This window comes from Pseudomonas sp. PDM32 (assembly GCF_019219225.1).
GTDB classification, from domain to species: Bacteria; Pseudomonadota; Gammaproteobacteria; order Pseudomonadales; family Pseudomonadaceae; genus Aquipseudomonas; species Aquipseudomonas laurylsulfatiphila.
This window is the reverse complement of sequence record NZ_JAHUWE010000009.1, coordinates 224,339-240,220: the sequence shown is the minus strand read 5'-3', so window position 1 is coordinate 240,220 and position 15,882 is coordinate 224,339. Positions and strand designations below refer to the sequence as shown.

At 60.9% G+C, this 15,882-nt stretch carries 12 protein-coding genes; 6 read left to right on the top strand and 6 right to left on the bottom strand.

Going from position 1 to position 15,882, the window contains the following annotated elements:
• Nucleotides 1–28 precede the first annotated feature (28 nt).
• From KW846_RS18815 to KW846_RS18805, 3 genes are read right to left on the bottom strand one after another with little or no spacing between them, the layout of a single operon-like run.
• Nucleotides 29–490 (bottom strand): curlin, encoded by a 462-nt coding sequence (locus KW846_RS18815; protein WP_218484192.1) that lies wholly within the window; start codon nucleotides 488–490, stop codon nucleotides 29–31.
• 60 nt (nucleotides 491–550) lie between these two features.
• A complete protein-coding gene (locus KW846_RS18810) occupies nucleotides 551–2,800 on the bottom strand; it encodes an Ig-like domain-containing protein (protein WP_218484190.1) in 2,250 nt (749 codons plus the stop codon).
• 35 nt (nucleotides 2,801–2,835) lie between these two features.
• Nucleotides 2,836–4,182 carry a hypothetical protein gene (locus KW846_RS18805; protein ID WP_218484189.1) on the bottom strand — a complete coding sequence of 449 codons (1,347 nt, stop codon included), beginning with the start codon at nucleotides 4,180–4,182 and terminating at the stop codon, nucleotides 2,836–2,838.
• 279 nt (nucleotides 4,183–4,461) lie between these two features.
• Between KW846_RS18805 and KW846_RS18800 the strand changes: the two genes are divergently transcribed.
• The 5 genes from KW846_RS18800 to KW846_RS18780 all read left to right on the top strand — a co-directional run bounded on the left by KW846_RS18800 (nucleotide 4,462) and on the right by KW846_RS18780 (nucleotide 13,029).
• Nucleotides 4,462–5,907, top strand: coding sequence for a HAMP domain-containing sensor histidine kinase (locus KW846_RS18800; RefSeq protein ID WP_218484187.1), 1,446 nt, complete (start codon nucleotides 4,462–4,464; stop codon nucleotides 5,905–5,907).
• A gap of 185 nt (nucleotides 5,908–6,092) precedes the next feature.
• Complete coding sequence (locus KW846_RS18795) at nucleotides 6,093–8,900, top strand: multicopper oxidase domain-containing protein (RefSeq protein ID WP_218484185.1); 2,808 nt, start codon at nucleotides 6,093–6,095, stop codon at nucleotides 8,898–8,900.
• A gap of 17 nt (nucleotides 8,901–8,917) precedes the next feature.
• Complete coding sequence (locus KW846_RS18790) at nucleotides 8,918–10,030, top strand: SCO family protein (RefSeq protein ID WP_218484183.1); 1,113 nt, start codon at nucleotides 8,918–8,920, stop codon at nucleotides 10,028–10,030.
• Between the two features lie 103 nt (nucleotides 10,031–10,133).
• A complete protein-coding gene (locus KW846_RS18785) occupies nucleotides 10,134–11,627 on the top strand; it encodes a sensor histidine kinase (protein ID WP_218484181.1) in 1,494 nt (497 codons plus the stop codon).
• Nucleotides 11,596–13,029, top strand: coding sequence for a sigma-54 dependent transcriptional regulator (locus KW846_RS18780; protein ID WP_102701425.1), 1,434 nt, complete (start codon nucleotides 11,596–11,598; stop codon nucleotides 13,027–13,029). The genes KW846_RS18785 and KW846_RS18780 overlap by 32 nt, the downstream gene beginning before the upstream one ends.
• On the opposite strand, the gene KW846_RS18775 is transcribed toward KW846_RS18780, so the two are convergent.
• Complete coding sequence (locus tag KW846_RS18775; RefSeq protein ID WP_218484179.1) at nucleotides 13,030–13,410, bottom strand: hypothetical protein; 381 nt, start codon at nucleotides 13,408–13,410, stop codon at nucleotides 13,030–13,032. It lies immediately after the preceding gene.
• A 170-nt stretch (nucleotides 13,411–13,580) separates the two neighbouring features.
• Between KW846_RS18775 and KW846_RS18770 the strand changes: the two genes are divergently transcribed.
• On the top strand, nucleotides 13,581–14,393 hold the full coding sequence (locus KW846_RS18770; protein ID WP_218484176.1) for a bifunctional 2-polyprenyl-6-hydroxyphenol methylase/3-demethylubiquinol 3-O-methyltransferase UbiG: 813 nt from the start codon (nucleotides 13,581–13,583) through the stop codon (nucleotides 14,391–14,393).
• Nucleotides 14,394–14,407: 14 nt separating this feature from the next.
• Here the strand turns inward: KW846_RS18770 and KW846_RS18765 are convergent, their stop codons facing one another.
• Nucleotides 14,408–14,716: an addiction module antidote protein gene (locus KW846_RS18765; RefSeq protein ID WP_007973802.1), complete on the bottom strand. Its 309-nt coding sequence runs from the start codon at nucleotides 14,714–14,716 to the stop codon at nucleotides 14,408–14,410.
• A gap of 259 nt (nucleotides 14,717–14,975) precedes the next feature.
• Nucleotides 14,976–15,671: an N-acetyltransferase gene (locus tag KW846_RS18760; RefSeq protein ID WP_116581601.1), complete on the bottom strand. Its 696-nt coding sequence runs from the start codon at nucleotides 15,669–15,671 to the stop codon at nucleotides 14,976–14,978.
• Nucleotides 15,672–15,882 lie beyond the last annotated feature (211 nt).

Sequence of the window (15,882 nt, the reverse complement as noted above, 5' to 3'; positions counted from 1 at the left end):
ATTGAATCTCCATATTGGGTGCAGTGCTTTAACGATATTGTTTGACCGAAACGCTCATGCCGTTCCCGGACTGGTTCACGGCGCTTTGCAGCCCCGTGCCGGCCTGGTCGATGCTGGCGCTGTTGTCATTGCCGTTCTGTGAGATCCGGGCGCGGTTGTGGCTGCCTGTCTGGGTAATCGAGGCATCGTTACCGGAGCCTTGCTGATTGATCATTGCCATCAAGTCGCTTCCTTGTTGCAGGATGTAAGCCTCCTGATTGCTTCCCGCCTGGACGATGGTGCCGAGCAACGACTGACCGTTCTGTTGCAGCATCGCGACGTTGGCCTGGCCGTTCTGGTCGATCAGCGCGTGCTGACCTGCCGGTGGTGGCAACTCACCAAGATCGCCACCGGGGCCGAGGTCCTCGTTTTCCATCAAATCGTCGGCGCGCACGCCTGTAATGCCGCACAGCAGAAGCAGGCAGAGCAAGGTGGCAGTCGAAGTTTTCATGGACCTGTCCTTAGGTTTGAAGCCGGCCCCATCAGCCAGCGTGGCTGATGGGGCGCGGGTTCAGTTGGCGATCACCGGCACCGAACGCACGGAGCCTTGGGACGAGGTGATCGTGGCAGTCGGGTTCGCCGACGGAACCACGGTGGTGGTGTTGTTCACCGTCAACTTCCAGCGTCCATTCACCGGTACGGAGGTGGTGCCCAGGGTGACCAGCCCGGCAGGGGTCGTGACCTTGACGGTGATGGTGTTGCCGGTGGTCACCGATGAGGTGCCGGCAAAGTTCCAGGTGAAGCGGTTATTGGAGCGGGCGCTCACCGTTGCGGTGGTCACTGCGAAGGTTTCCGCAGCAGGCTTTGGCGAGACCTGCACCGTGACCGTGGCCGGCGTCGTCGACACGGCGCCGAAGCTGTCCCTGGCGAAGTAGGTGAAGGTCGTGGTGAAGGCCGTGGGGACGCTGGCCGGTGGCGTGTAGGTGAGCACTGTGCCGTTACTGCTAACGGTGCCGCTACCTGTCGGTGGCGGAGTGAAGCTGGCGACGGCCAGCGGCAGGTTGCCTTCCGGATCGGTGTCGTTGGCCAGCACGCTGATAGGGATCGCCACACCCAGGGTCGTGACGGCATCGGCGACTGCCACCGGAGGCCGGTTAGGCGCCACGGTAATGGTCACGGTTGCCGCCGTCGTCGAGGCCAGGCCTTTGATGTCCTGGGCCTTGTAGGTGAAGGTCGTGGTCAGCGGCGCGTTGACCACGGCAGGTGGGGTGTAGACCACCGCCGTGGTGCCGCTCAATGCCACGGTGCCTTGGCCGGTCGCCGGTGGGGTCAGCGCGGTAATGCTCAGCGGTGTGTTGCCATCAGGGTCCCTGTCGTTGGCCAGCAGGTTGAGGGTGATCGGCACGCCGAAGCTGGTGCTGCCGGTATCGGCAACGGAGATCGGTGCCTGGTTCGCGCCGGTGTCCGGTGCAGTGCCGACGACGACAACCGGCTCGGTGTCACTGCCACCGGCGGCGGATTTCACCGTGACGGTTGCAGGTGGTTGGGCCAGGTCAGCCACCGTCAGGCTTTGCAGGGTGCCGGATTTCGTCAGTCGTCCGAAACCCTGGGCGACCATGTCCGGTACCACCACTTCGTCTGTGGAGGAGGCTTCGATCAGCAGGCTGTGGTTGCTCCAGCTATACCGAGCGGTCTGGATTTTCACCACGTCCGAGAGCTTGCTTGACACGGCCGTCGGGCGGGTGGTGCCGGCCGGGTTGGTGGCGGTCACCACCACGACCTGAGGCACGGTGCCGTTGGCCAGCAGATGCTGGGCGAAGAACGTGCCGTTGTTATCGCTCACCATGCTGGTCTGGCAAGGCGTGGGTGGCGGGCCGGGCACCAGGGCGATGCTTTCGCGAAAGCACAGGGTCGAACCATTGTCGGCTTTGGCGAACACTTCGACCCGGGTGTTGTTGCCTCCCGTGCCGGCGGTGCGCCGGTAGGTGGCACGGCTCATGTCCACCGCGGTTTGCGCGCGGCTGTCGAGCACCTTGCCAGCCACGGTGAAGAGGTTGGTCTGGATGGTCCCGGCCGGGCCCTGGATGCGTACGAAGTTGGTGTTGTTGGGGCTGCCGGTCACGGCCTCGGTGAGGTTCGGGTCGCCGATGAAGGTTTCGATGGCGCCGGTGTCCGGATTCACCGCGGTGTAGGGGCCGTTGACGCTGCGCAGGAACGGCCCGATCGCGCCGTTGACCGCACCGGTGAACACCCCTGGCGCACCGATGCCGACGTCCCTGGTGATGTTGATCGCACGCCGTCCGGGAGTGGTGACGTTGACCGTTTCCACACCATAGGGGTGGGTAATGGTGTAGGTCCCGGCAGTGGGAACATTTATCCTCATGCGAATCCGCGCGAAGCTGATCTGGTCGCCGTCGACCGGATTGCCGCCGGCAAAGGCAGCCTCGATCCCGGCGACATAAGCATCCATGCCATAGCCGGCGGCGTTGTTGGGGATGGTGGTTTCGGCCAGGTACCAGAAGGCTTCGTCCGGCCAGTTATCGGGGAACACCATCGGTTGGGTGTCGTCGAAAATGCCGGGTGTCGGCAGCAGGGTGCACATGTAGGCCGGCGGCACACTGGCAGCGACCCTCGTGCTGACGGCACGGGACTGGCACAGCTCCATCGACAGCTGATTTTGGTCCTGATACCAGATCGGGAATTTCCCGGTGGCAAAGGTGTAAGGGCCGGGATCGACGGCGGCGAGTTGCGCGAAAGCACTGCCGGACAGCGATAGAGTCAGTCCCAGGGCGTTGACCGCCAGGCGTGGCCATTTGTTCATGATGCCTCCTGATGAGGATCTGGGCATGTGAGCGTTCATTGCACGATGACCACTTCTTCGGTATCGCTGCCGCCATTGGATGACGTCACGCGAACCTGGGCTGGCGGAATCGGCGTGATGCCGGTGGCCAGGCTTTTCTCGGCGCCGTCGCCACTCAGGGCGCCGATGGCTAGACCGGTGCCGGTGGTAGCGGTGAGCACCGGTGGCGATGTTTCATCGCTGGTCGAGGCGGTGATACTGATTTGCCCGGTGCTCAGGCTGTACTCGGCCCGTGAGATCGTCACCAGGTCGGTCAGCGGCATTGGCAGGACGGTCGGCGTGCTGCTTGGGATGGCCAGGTGGTTGTCGGCGGTCACCTGCAAGGTGCTCGGCAGGGCCGGATTGGTCGGTGACTGCGCATACCAGTGGCCGGTGGTGTCCGCTTCGGAGAAATTCAGCACCGGGTTGTTGCTGGTCAGGGTCACGCTGGCCGGCGGCGGCGGGGCCATCACGAACACATCCTGCTGGGCCACCGGTGCGCTGGCGCCGGCATGACGCGAGTAGGTGCTGCGTTCGGCGATCACCGGGGTCGGCCGAACCACCGACGACAACTTGCCGGAAACGGCGAAGAGGGTGGTGCGCAAGTCCAGGCCATTGGGGCCTTCGATGCGCACGTAGTTAGTGTTGAACGGGCTGCCGGTGACGGCTTCGTTGAGGTTCGGATCGCCGACGAATGTTTCCGCCTGGCCCGTGGTCGGGTTGGTCTCGGTATAGGGGCCGTTGAGGCTGCGCAGGAATGGCCCGACGTCACCCTTGAGTGCGCCGTTGTAGGTTTTTGGCGCGCCGATGCCGATGTCCCGGGTCATGTTGATCGCCCGCCGGCCGGGGGTGTCGATATTGAATACCTCGACGCCGTAGGGGTGGGTGATGACATAGGTGCCGGCCACCGGTACGTCGACGCGGATACGGATACGGGCGAAGCTGATCTGATCGCCCTCCAGCGGATCACCACCGCTGAAGGCGGCTTCGAGCGCCGAGACATAGGTCAGGTCGATGCCTCGGGCGGCGTCGACGATGGTCGTTTCGCCGGTCGCCCAGAACGCTTCGTCGGGGAAGTTGGTCGGGAAGACCAACGGTTGGGTGTCATCGAAAATCCCGGGGTTCGGGATCAACGAGCACATGTAAGTCGGGGCGCCAGGCGCGCTGGCAACCCTGGAACTGACAGCTTTTGACAGGCACAGGTCAAGTGTTCGGCCGTGGGCATCCTGATACCAGGCGGCGAAATTGCCGTTGGCTGGCAGGTAGGGGCCGGGGTCTACGGCAAACAGCGCTGCCTGGGCGATGCCTTGGGCCAGAGCGGTCACGACCAGCGCGGTCGCGGTTTTGTACAGTAAAGGGTGCATGAGTATTCCCTCTATCGAAGTACCTGCCCCATAGGGGTGGGTCAGTTGGCTGGGAAGTTGGCAACTTCCATACCAATTAGCGAAAACGCCGGTGAGAGGCCCGGAGTAAAGGCGTTGGCGCAGTCGCGGCCGACAGACCGGGAAATGCTCAAACGGGCGGTTGTCCCCAACATTGGGGGTGATGGGGCGTAGGGGAGGGTGGGGAATCACAGCCCCCAGGTTCGGGCAATTTGCCTTGAGTGGGCTATAAACCTATGGGGGGTTACCGGGAACGTGTCCATGACCACAATCGCCAAAGTGCTTGCGAGCGAAAGCGAAGTCCGCTTGAGAACGCGCAAGCAGCCTTTCGATCTGCTGCGCTGGTTTTCGCTTATCAGCATGGCGGTGATCGGCACGGTGGCGGTGGCGCTGGGGGCGGTGTCGACGCGGTTCGTGATTACCGAAAGCGTGCAGCGCGATGCGCTGTTGACCTCACAGTTCGTCCAGGCGATTGCCACGGCCGAGGTGCGCCATGTGTCGATGCCCAATGTGCGGACCATGGGCGAGTTGCTCGACCCACGAACAGACAAGGACTTTCCCGACGTCGACCCGCTGGCCCGGGCCAGTGCCCGTGATGAATTCCTCGACCATATCGAAAATCTGCCGGACGTGATCCTGGCCAATATCTATGCCCCCGACCGCATGGTGATCTGGTCGACCAATCCGTCGTTGATGGGCACCACGATTCATGACGATGAAGACCTCGAGCGGGCATTCAACTCGAAGACTTCCGTGTCGACCAGTTATCACGATGTGGACAAGTCCCGCATGGAGCAGAAGTTCGCGGTGCGCCCCAAATTCATCTTCCTCGAGAACTACATTCCCCTGTTCGACGCCGATGGCACCACCGTCACGGCGATGGTCGAGATCTACAAGGAACCGCAGGACCTGATCAACCGCATGGAGCGCGGCCTGGTGCTGATCTGGCTGGCGACCGCCCTGGGCGGCGCTCTGATTTACCTGGGGCTGTACTGGATCGTGCGGCGTGCGGCGATCCTGCTGGCGACGCAGCAGAAGCAGTTGATCACCAACGAAACCTTCGTCGCGCTGGGGGAGATGTCCTCCGCGGTCGCCCACAGTCTGCGCAATCCGTTGGCGAACATCCGTTCAAGCGCCGAGCTGGCGATAGAGTTCGACGACGGTCCGGCACACGGCAACATCACCGACATCATCGGTCAGGTCGATCGCATGTCGAATTGGGTACGGGAGTTGCTCCAGTCCCTGCGACCGCTCAATGACGAGGCGGAACCGGTGAACCTGGTGGCTGCACTGCACGACAGCCTGCTGGCTTACGAGCAGCAGATCGGCAAGGCCAGGGTCAACGTGGTGTTCGAGCCGGACCAGACGCCCATGGTCCTGAGCCAGCACGTGCAATTGACCCAGATCCTCAATAGCCTGCTGTCCAATGCATTGGAAGCCATGGGCAGCGGCGGAACGCTGACCATCCGAATCGAGCCGCGCGAAGCCCAGCGTGTCAGCGTGACGGTCAGCGATACCGGCATAGGCATGAGCGAAGAACAGCGCACCATGGCCTTCCGGCCGTTCTTCACCACCAAGCAGAGTGGTCTGGGCGTCGGGCTGGTACTGGTCAAGCGGATCATGGAGCGTTTTGGCGGTGAAGTGACCCTCGATAGCCGTGAAGGCGAGGGCACCACGGTCCGTCTGTCGTTTATGCTCGTCCCCTGAAAGCGGGGACGAGCTATCCCCGTTAGCGGGTGTCACTCCCCAGTCATTTCCACGCTCATGGCACATCGATGTTGATAAGCCATTGTTTTATCGAGTGTTAATACTTTTGTATAAAACAGTTACAAAGCTGGCGAGGTCCTTGCACAGCCACCATCACCCCCTTCACGACATCGAGGCGGCTGGTGATGGAAAGAAAAGCTCGGCACAACTTCAAACGTCTGACACTGTTAACGCCTTTGGGCGTCTTACTGACAATGGCGCTGGGCACCGCGACATTGCGCGCCAGCCCCATCGACGACGAGCGACAGCCAGAGCCTACCGATCCTTCAGCGTATTACGACGAACCCGCGGATGAACCGGCGGCGCTCAATGCCATTTTGAGCATGCCGGAGGCCAACCAGGACTCCTTCGATCTGCCTGACGGGAACAAAGGCTCGCGGGATACCACCCGGGTGGAAAACCAACTTCCGCCGGCACAGCAAACCAGTTTCAACTACCCCACCAATGGCAAACCCAGCCCGTTGTTCGGCGCGCAGCCATTTACCCAGCAATTGGTGTTGTTCGAGGAATTCGGGCCGGAAAAACTCGACCCCACCACTCCCTCTGCACCGCTGCCGTTTCCACCACCGGCCATTGGCCCTTTGCCGCAACAGGACCCTACCAGTGCGGCGCGCAGTGCACCGCCCAGCGCAGCGCTCGATGCCTTTTTGCGCCAGCCGGGGCTGACACCCTTTCCGAGCCAGTATTCCAATGCGGTTGACCGCAATCCGTGGCAGGCGCAGATCGAATATTTCCTCAACCGTCATATCGGTTCTGCCGCCGAAGGTCGTCCACCAGGAAAGGGCTGGTCCCATCAGCGCTGGAACGAGTTCTACCCGCAGAACGCCTACAAAACCGTGCAGACCGGCGCACGGGTCAATGGCGGTATCCGTGATGCCCGGCAAATGCACCACTACGCCGTGGGCGAGTTCGGTCCTGGCGGTCTGTATCACAACGTCGCCGGTGTACCGGCAACCGATGGCACCTCCAAGGGCGTCGATGCACGTTTTCACCCGAACATGCCGGTGCAAAAGCACAACTCGGTGTGGACCTTCGACGGCACCTTGCCGCCGAAACTGCTGATGGTCAGGTATGGCCAGCCGGTGTTGATGCGTCACTACAACGGCTTGCCGATCGACCCGGGCGCGAACATGGGCTTCGGCCTGCACACCATCAGCACCCACGAGCACAACGGTCACGCTCCGGCGGAAAGCGACGGCTATGCCAACGCGTTTTTCTTTCCGGGACAGTATTACGATTATCGCTGGCCGATCCAGTTGGCCGGCTATGACAGCATCAATACTGATGCCAAGGATCCGCGTGCGGCGTTCCCTTGCTCGCCCGGCGAAACCCTGTGGACCAACGACGGCAGCCCTGGCCTGAAAACCTGCGACCACGGCACCATCAAGATCCGCGGCGACTGGCGTGAAACCATGAGTACCCACTGGTTCCACGACCACATGCTCGATTTCACCGCGCAGAATGTCTACAAGGGCAACGCGGCGATGATGAACTACTACAGCGCCCTGGACCGTGGCAACGAATCGGTGAACGACGGCGTCAACCTGCGTTTCCCCAGCGGCAGCGCCTTGCCTTGGGGTAACCGCGACTACGACGTCAACCTGGTAGTGGCCGACAAGGCCTGGGATCAGACTGGTCAGCTATGGTTCAACCCGTTCAACACCGACGGCTTCATCGGTGACCAGGTGCTGGTCAACTGGCAGTGGAAACCGACCCTGGACGTGCGGGCCCGCAGCTACCGGTTCCGCATCCTCAACGGTTCGGTATCGCGTTACTACAAACTGGCGCTCGTACGTGAAATCAAGGGCACCAGCGGCGAGTTCCAGGGCCCCAAAGGCTCGGGTGTGTCCTATGCCCGGGTGCCGTTCCACATGATCGCCAACGACGGCAACATCATGGAACACAGCGTGCCTTTCGACGGCAGCATGGACCTGGACGCCGACGGCGACAAACAGAACCACAACGCCATCCTGCCCACCCAGGGCATTGCCGAGCGGTTCGACATCATCGTCAACTTCGCGAAAAACGGCATCAAGCCCGGCGACAAGATCTTCTTCGTCAACCTGCTGGTGCATGACGACGGCAAAGGCCCGAAAGAGCCGGTGGCGCTGGCGGACGTGCTCTCGGAAAAATACCTGGCGGTGATCAAGCAAAGCAGCAATGGGCCCCAATGGGACAGGGGTGATCCGGCGGTGGGCAAGATCCTGCAGCTCAACGTCAAGGCCTACACCGGCCAGGACCTGGCCATGGACCCTGCACTGTACGAGCCGGCCAAACCAGGCAAGGCTGAAGGCCTGGTGATGATCCCGCTGAAGATCCATCGCGACAACACGGTCGACAAGGCACTGCTGGCCAAGGCCCGCCATCGCACCTTCACCTTCGGCCGCTCCGACGGCACCGATGAGGCGCCCTGGACGGTCAAGACCGATGGTGGCTTCGGCTTCCACATGGATCCACGTCGCCTGAACACGGCCACCCAGTTGGCCAGTGGCCCGACCGATGCCGGCGTCAAGGGCTTCGGGACCCTGGAGGTGTGGAACATCAAGCTCGGCGGCGGTGGCTGGAGCCATCCGGTGCATGTGCACTTCGAGGAGGGGATCATTCTCAGCCGCGGCGGCAAGGCGCCGCCTGAGTGGGAAAAATGGGCGCGCAAGGACGTGTACCGCATCGGTACGGAAAAGGATGGCCTGGACAGCGTAGAGATGGCGATCAACTTCCGCGAATTCGCCGGGACCTATATGGAGCATTGTCACAACACGCAGCACGAGGACAACTCGATGCTGCTGCGCTGGGACATTGAACACCCGGGGCAATTCCAGTTGATGCCGACACCGCTGCCGAGCTGGGATGGTGTGCGCTACGTGAACTCTGCCGCGCTGCCAACCTTCCGTACCGGTGATGGTTACGGTCCGAAAGTGACCGTCACGAAATGAACCGGGAGGGTGTCGACATGAACACGAAGCTGCATTCACCACGCTCACGCGCTTTGGGCATGCACCTGGTGCTGATGCTGGTGACCGGTTTGCTGGCCAGCCAGCTGCTGGTCGCCAGCCAGCCATTGTCGACGCCCACACCGGCTCCGGCAGCCGCTGCCGAACCCGCTGTCGTCGAGGACGCCACCCCCTGGGGTGCCGGTTATTTCCCCAACACCCTGCTGACCGACCAGGACGGTCGGCAGCTGCGTTTTTTCGATGACATGATCAAAGGCAAGGTGGTGGTGATCAATTTCATCTTCACCACGTGCAGCGACTCCTGTCCCCTGGAAACCGCGCGTCTGCGTCAGGTGCAGAAACTGCTGGGAGACAGGGTCGGCAAGGATATTTTCTTCTACTCCATCAGCATCGACCCTTTGAGCGATACCCCCGAGGTGCTCAAGGCCTATGCGCAACGCTTCCAGGTCGGGCCCGGGTGGAAATTCCTCACCGGGGAATTCGCCGACGTCACCGAGCTGCGGCAGAAACTGGGCCTGTTCATCGACGGCATCGACAACGGACGCAACAAGGACCACAACCTGAGCCTGATCGTCGGCAACCAGGAAACGGGCCGCTGGATGAAGGCCTCGCCGTTCGAAAATCCGTGGATCCTGGCCGACCAACTGGCCAACACCCTGCAGAACTGGAAGCAGCCCAGTGTGGAAGAAAGCTACGTCGATGCACCGGAAATTCGTCCGCCAAGCAATGGCGAAGAGCTGTTCCGCACCCGCTGCGCGTCTTGCCACAGCCTCGGCCCTCAGGACGGACAGGGCATTGGTTTGCGCAGCATCGGCCCGGACCTGATCGGCGTGACTCGTCAGCGCGATCCGACCTGGCTCAACCGCTGGATCCGTGAACCGGATCGCATGCTGGCGGAAAAGGACCCGATTGCGATGGAGCTGTTCGATCGCTACAACAGAATCTCGATGCCCAACTTGCGGCTGGACCAGAAGTCCGCCCAGTCCATCATCGACTTCCTGCACGAAGAAACCGACCGTCAGCATCCGCCCGTGGCGCCATTGGCCAGTGGTAGCGAGGAGCCTGAACATCATCATTCAGTTACGCCACCGAACGTGCCCCAAATGCAATAGCGTCAAAATAGTTACGTTGGCCAGTCAATTGCTATCAATGTTACCTACACTGACTTGATACAGGGCTGGAAAGGCTGGTTTTCAAGGACTCAGGACAGACCCCATGCAGATACTGGAACAACAAAAAGTACCTGCGCCGCAGGCCCCGGCAGCGCCGCGCAAGGGGTGGCGGCCGCAGTTCAACTTGCTACGCTGGTTCTCCCTGGCCAGTTTTTTCATCATCGCCGTGGTGGCGCTGGGGCTGGGCTACATCTCCACGCGCTTCGTGGTCGATGAAAGCATCGAGCGCGATTCGATGCTGACCGCGCAGTTCATCCAGGCCATCGGCGAGGCCGAAATCCGTCATGCCGGAATTTCGCCGGACAGAACCATGGGCGAAATGCTCGACCCGCGACTGGATCATGCCTACGCCGACGTCCGCCCCGAATCCCGGGCCGCTGCACGCGCCGAGTTTCTCGACCATGTGGAGCATCTGCCGGACATCCTGCTGGCGACTGTGTACGCCCAGGACCGCACCGTGGTCTGGTCGACCAACTCCGAGTTGATCGGCGTGCGCATCGAGGACGACAATGAACTGGATGAATCCTTCGAAATGAAATCGCCGGTGTCCACCAGCTACCACCAGATCGATGAAGAGCGTCCCGAGCAGCGCCTGCTGCACGAACCGGAATACCTGTTCGTCGAGAACTACATTCCGATGTTCAACGCCGACAAAAGCAAAGTGATCGCCATGGTGGAGATCTACAAGGAACCGGTGGACCTGGTGGGGCGCATCCAGCGTGGTTTCAAGGCGATCTGGCTGGCGACCCTGATTGGCGGGGCGGCGATCTACCTGGGGTTGTTCTGGATCGTGCGGCGTGCGGCGATGCTGTTGCAAAGCCAGCAAAAACAGCTGATCGCCAACGAAACCTTTGTCGCCCTGGGGGAAATGTCCTCGGCGGTCGCCCACAGCTTGCGTAATCCACTGGCCAACATCCGTTCCAGCGCCGAACTGGCCCAGGATATCGCCAGCCAGCCGGCGCAGAAAAACATTGGCGACATCATCAATCAGGTCGACCGGATGTCGCGTTGGGTCCGGGAGTTGCTGGTGTCGTTGCGGCCGATGAATGACGACTTTGAATCGGTCGACCTGGTGCTCGCCATCGACGACACCCTGAGTGCCTTTGAGTCCCTGATCAAGCGTTCGAACGTCGAAGTGCGTTTCGCTCCCGCCAGCGTGCCACCGGTCGTCAGCCACCAGGTGCTACTGACGCAAATACTCAATAGCCTGTTTGCCAACGCACTGGAAGCCATGCCCAAGGGGGGCATGCTGACGATCGAGATCGACTCCCCGGTGCCCGGCTACTTGAGCATGATCCTGACCGACACCGGCAAAGGGATGTCCAAACAACAACAGCAAATGGTCTTCAAGCCGTTTTTCACCACCAAACAAGGTGGATTGGGTGTGGGCCTGGCCCTGGTCAAAAGAATAATGGAGCGGTTTGACGGCTCGGTCGATCTGACCAGCCGGGAGCAGGAAGGAACCCGTGTTTGTCTCAATTTCAAAGTGGCAACGGGAGGGGTATATGGAGCACAGCATTCTGCTGGTCGAGGATGACGAGATCCTCGCCGAGAATATTCAGACTTACCTGGAGCGCAAGGACTTCGAGGTGACCGTCTGCCACTCGGCTGAAGATGCACTGGAGCAATTGGGTTCTTTCGCACCTGACGTGGTACTGACCGACAACTCGTTGCCGGGCATGAGTGGTCACGACCTGATCCAGAAGCTGCGCATCAGCGCGCCGGATTTGAAAGTGATCATGATGACCGGTTACGGCAACGTCGAAGACGCCGTGGTGGCAATGAAAGAGGGCGCCTTTCACTACGTCACCAAACCGGTGGCCCTGCCGGAACTCAAGCTGCTGCTCGACAAGGCCCTGGCGACCGACCGCATGGAGCGCACGCTGTCCTTCTACCAGGAGCGTGAGGCCCAGAAGTCGGGGGTGCAGGCACTGATTGGCGAGTCGGCACCGATGGTGTATCTCAAGGGCACCATCAGCCAGTTGCTCGACGCCGAACGGCGGATGGCCAACAGCGATCTGCCGCCGGTCCTGGTGGAAGGCGAGACCGGTACCGGCAAGGAACTGGTGGCCCGGGCATTGCACTTCGACGGCCCGCGCAGCAAAGGCCCGTTCATTGAATTCAACTGCGCCTCGATTCCTTCCAACCTGGTGGAATCAGAGCTGTTCGGCCACGAGAAAGGTGCCTTCACCGACGCCAAGGACCGTCGCATGGGGCTGGTGGAAGCGGCCGATGGCGGCACGCTGTTCCTCGATGAAATCGGTGAAATGGACCTGCTGTTGCAAGCCAAGCTTCTCAAGCTGTTGGAAGACCGGACCATTCGCCGGGTCGGCTCGGTGAAGGAGCGCAAGGTCGATCTGCGGGTCATCAGCGCCACCAACTGCAATCTCGAACAGATGGTCCAGCAAGGCAAATTCCGCCGCGACCTGTTTTTCCGCCTGCGCATCATTTCAATCAAGGTGCCGCGCCTGTACGCACGTGGCGCCGATATCCTGCTGCTGGCCCGGCACTTCCTGGGGCTGCATGGCAAACGCTACGGCAAGCCGAACCTGTATTTCAGCAACCAGGCCGAAGAGTTGCTGCTCAGCTACAGCTGGCCAGGCAACGTACGCGAATTGCGCAACATGCTCGAGCAAACCGTGTTGCTGGCGCAAAGCGACACCATCGCCGCCCATCAATTGAACGTCTGCCTGAGCCTGGTGGATGAGCCACCGATGTTTCATCACGAGCCGCAGCATTTCAGCGAACAGCGTCCGTCCTACAACGGCGGCGAGTCCATGAACCTGCCGGAAGTGGAGCGCGACATGGTGCGCAAGATGCTCGACAAGACTGACTGGAACGTCACCAAATCGGCACGCCTGCTGGGCCTTAGCCGTGACATGTTGCGCTACCGGATCGAGAAGCTCGGCCTCGCCCGTCCGGACAAGCGCCAGTGGTAATCACTGCAACATCGGACCCTGTCTGAGGCAGGACATCAAGCAACCGGGATTCTCGACTTCCTGGTTCACGTAGACGCCACGCTCCGGATCGTAGGAGCGGATAAACACCCGGACCGTGGCATCGGCCACGGTTGGCAGGCGCGAGTCGGTAAACACGTGCTGGCTTGAAACCGGAATGAAATCCCCGGGCGCGGTCGGGATGTATGAGCCCGGCGGGATGATGTTCATGGACGGTGGTGCGGGGTGGGCGAAGGGTTGGTCGGCGCCGTAATAGTTGAACTCACTGCTGTAGTCAGTGGTGTTTGGAAAGTCGTCGGCACGGGCCGCAGCGGACAGGCTCAGGCAGAAGGCGAACAAAAGCGTCAGGTCGGTCTTTTTCATGGCAACACCTGCTAGTTCGGTTTAACCACATTCTTCCAAGGTCATTAACTATAGCTGGCGCCGGGGGCAGCCGTCGGCGCTGCGCGGATTACAAGTTCGCAACATCTGTCAGGATGGGCTTGATCTAGACTCCGCCGGTCAATTCGACGACCCGAACCCTGGAGCGTGCAATGGAACTGCCGACAAAAGAACAAGCCATCGCCAGCAACCGCGAAGCCTGGAATGACTCCGCCCGTCACCACAAAGACTCCAGCGAATGGCAAGCCTTGTTGAAGGGCGTGGAACAGGCGGATTTTTCCTGTCTGGATGACACCCTGACCGCCTTGCTGGCCCAGACCGGTGTCGACGGCAAGGAGGTGCTGCAACTGGGCTGCAACAACGGCCGCGAAAGCCTGTCGCTGTTCGCCCTGGGCGCGCGCAGCGTGGTGGGCGTCGACCAGTCCGGCGCATTTCTCGAGCAGGCACGGGAACTGGCTTCCCGCTCGCCCCATGCGCCGCAATTCATCGAAGCGGACATTCACCACTTGCCTGCGCCACTGCAGGAGCGCTTCGACCTGGCGCTGATCACCATCGGGGTCTTGAACTGGATGCCGGACATCGGCGAATTCTTCCGCCATGTGGCGCGTACGCTGAAACCGGGGGGCGCGCTGGTGGTGTACGAAACCCACCCGTTCCTGGAAATGTTCGACCCCGAGGACGCCGATCCTTTTCGCCCGACCAGTTCATACTTCCGTCGCGAACCCTTCGTGCAGCACGAACCGATCGTCTACGAGGGCAAGGTCGAACAGCCGGCCGCGCCGTCCTACTGGTTCGCCCACACCCTGGGCGACCTCTTCGGCGCCGCCATTGCCGCAGGCCTGCAGATCCGTCACTTCAAGGAATACCCGCACTCCAACCGCGAAGAACTGTATGACCGCTATCAGCAGCAGGTGGCGCAGTTGCCGTTGTGTTTTACCTGGGTGGTGGTGAAGCCAGTGACATAACGCGCGGAATCAAATCAGAGATTTGAGTGATTGACCGTGTGCCCTGGCTGCGCGCAGAGATCTATGCCCAGGGCATGAATGACCTTCAGGACCGTATCAAAACGTGGTTTTGCTCCGGGCGCGAAGGCTTTGTAGAGGCTTTCGCGACCCATTCCCGAGTCTTTGGCAATCTGTGTCATGCCACGGGCTTTCACCACATAGCCGATAGCGCGAAGAAACTCCTCGTTGTCACCGTCTGCCAGTACCTGAGACAGGTACTCGCTAATGGCTTCATCACTGTCGAGCAGTGCCGCCATGTCGAAATTCGTCAAAGTCTGGCTCATGGTCAAACCTCCTTTGCCATTTTTTTTGCGCGTTTGATATCGGCTGCTGGACAAGAATTCATTACTCGAATGTATCCAAATGGATACAGATGAGCAGTCAGACATTTCCGCGATCAGCTGGTTTTTTTCTGAGGAAGATGTAGGCGACTCCTTCGCGAGCAAGCCCGCTCCCACACCGGATTTGTGAACGACACAGATCAAATGTGGGAGCGAGCCTGCTCGCGATGGGGACGACGCGGTAAAGCGGATAACCCCGGAATCAAGCCTCGGCCTGCGCCTGTGTCACCACCGGCCGCCCCGGTTTGCGCAGCGGATCCAGGCGTGAGCCGCTGTAGCGGGTTTCGCGGAAGAAACGCCAGCGGCCGAACAGGCCGTAGACGTGGGTGACGCGGCCCTGTTCCTGGTAGCCCATGCGGATGTGCAGTTTCAGCGCCGGGATGTTGTGGGTCTCGCAGACGTCCACCACCTTGTTGCAGCCTTGCAGCGCCATGGCTTCCCAGAGGGCCACCTGGACATCCACGGACAGGCGGGTGCCGAAGTAGGCGCGGGTCATTTCGCCGCCGAATTCGAAGAACTCGCCTTCCTTGACCGGGAACCAGCAGCCGTAATAGTGACGGTCGAAATAGTCCCGGGTGCTGCCCCAGATGAAACCGATCGCATGGCCTTCGTCATCCAGGTACATATGCCCGGTATGACCTTCGGCGGCGAGCTCGGCCATGGTCCCGACGCGGTCGCCGAAGTGCTTGGCAAACGCCGTGGCGTTCTGCGGGGTGATGGTCACCTGGCGCACGGGAGAATAGGGCCGCAGCTTGTGCGGCGGTACCGGGCTGACCAGGTCGCGCTCCATCCACAGCAACTCCCAGTGGAAGAACACATAGCGCTTCCACAGCGTACTGAACGTGCGACCCAGGCCCTTGCGCTTGATGTGTTCGTGAAGCTTGTCGAGTACGCTCATGAATCCCTCCTTTAACCGAGGATTGGTGGTGTGTGGTGAAGGCAGTGATGGGTATAGATCACTAATGGCAATTGCATGGCCATGTCCTCGCCATCAATGTATTTCAAGTTGTGTTTCAGTGTTGACACGGTTTTCAGGCGTCAAAAAGCTGCTCGTCCCGGACGTGTTCGCGAGGAAAAAACAGCCGATTGAAAGGTGTACAACCTGTGGG

What these genes read in the sequence shown, in the direction of transcription:
- KW846_RS18815 (WP_218484192.1), bottom strand. Translation starts at nt 490, where the DNA reads ATGAAAACTTCGACTGCCACCTTGCTCTGCCTGCTTCTGCTGTGCGGC.
- KW846_RS18810 (WP_218484190.1), bottom strand. Translation starts at nt 2,800, where the DNA reads ATGAACAAATGGCCACGCCTGGCGGTCAACGCCCTGGGACTGACTCTA.
- KW846_RS18805 (WP_218484189.1), bottom strand. Translation starts at nt 4,182, where the DNA reads ATGCACCCTTTACTGTACAAAACCGCGACCGCGCTGGTCGTGACCGCT.
- KW846_RS18800 (WP_218484187.1), top strand. Translation starts at nt 4,462, where the DNA reads ATGACCACAATCGCCAAAGTGCTTGCGAGCGAAAGCGAAGTCCGCTTG.
- KW846_RS18795 (WP_218484185.1), top strand. Translation starts at nt 6,093, where the DNA reads ATGGAAAGAAAAGCTCGGCACAACTTCAAACGTCTGACACTGTTAACG.
- KW846_RS18790 (WP_218484183.1), top strand. Translation starts at nt 8,918, where the DNA reads ATGAACACGAAGCTGCATTCACCACGCTCACGCGCTTTGGGCATGCAC.
- KW846_RS18785 (WP_218484181.1), top strand. Translation starts at nt 10,134, where the DNA reads ATGCAGATACTGGAACAACAAAAAGTACCTGCGCCGCAGGCCCCGGCA.
- KW846_RS18780 (WP_102701425.1), top strand. Translation starts at nt 11,596, where the DNA reads ATGGAGCACAGCATTCTGCTGGTCGAGGATGACGAGATCCTCGCCGAG.
- KW846_RS18775 (WP_218484179.1), bottom strand. Translation starts at nt 13,410, where the DNA reads ATGAAAAAGACCGACCTGACGCTTTTGTTCGCCTTCTGCCTGAGCCTG.
- KW846_RS18770 (WP_218484176.1), top strand. Translation starts at nt 13,581, where the DNA reads ATGGAACTGCCGACAAAAGAACAAGCCATCGCCAGCAACCGCGAAGCC.
- KW846_RS18765 (WP_007973802.1), bottom strand. Translation starts at nt 14,716, where the DNA reads ATGAGCCAGACTTTGACGAATTTCGACATGGCGGCACTGCTCGACAGT.
- KW846_RS18760 (WP_116581601.1), bottom strand. Translation starts at nt 15,671, where the DNA reads ATGAGCGTACTCGACAAGCTTCACGAACACATCAAGCGCAAGGGCCTG.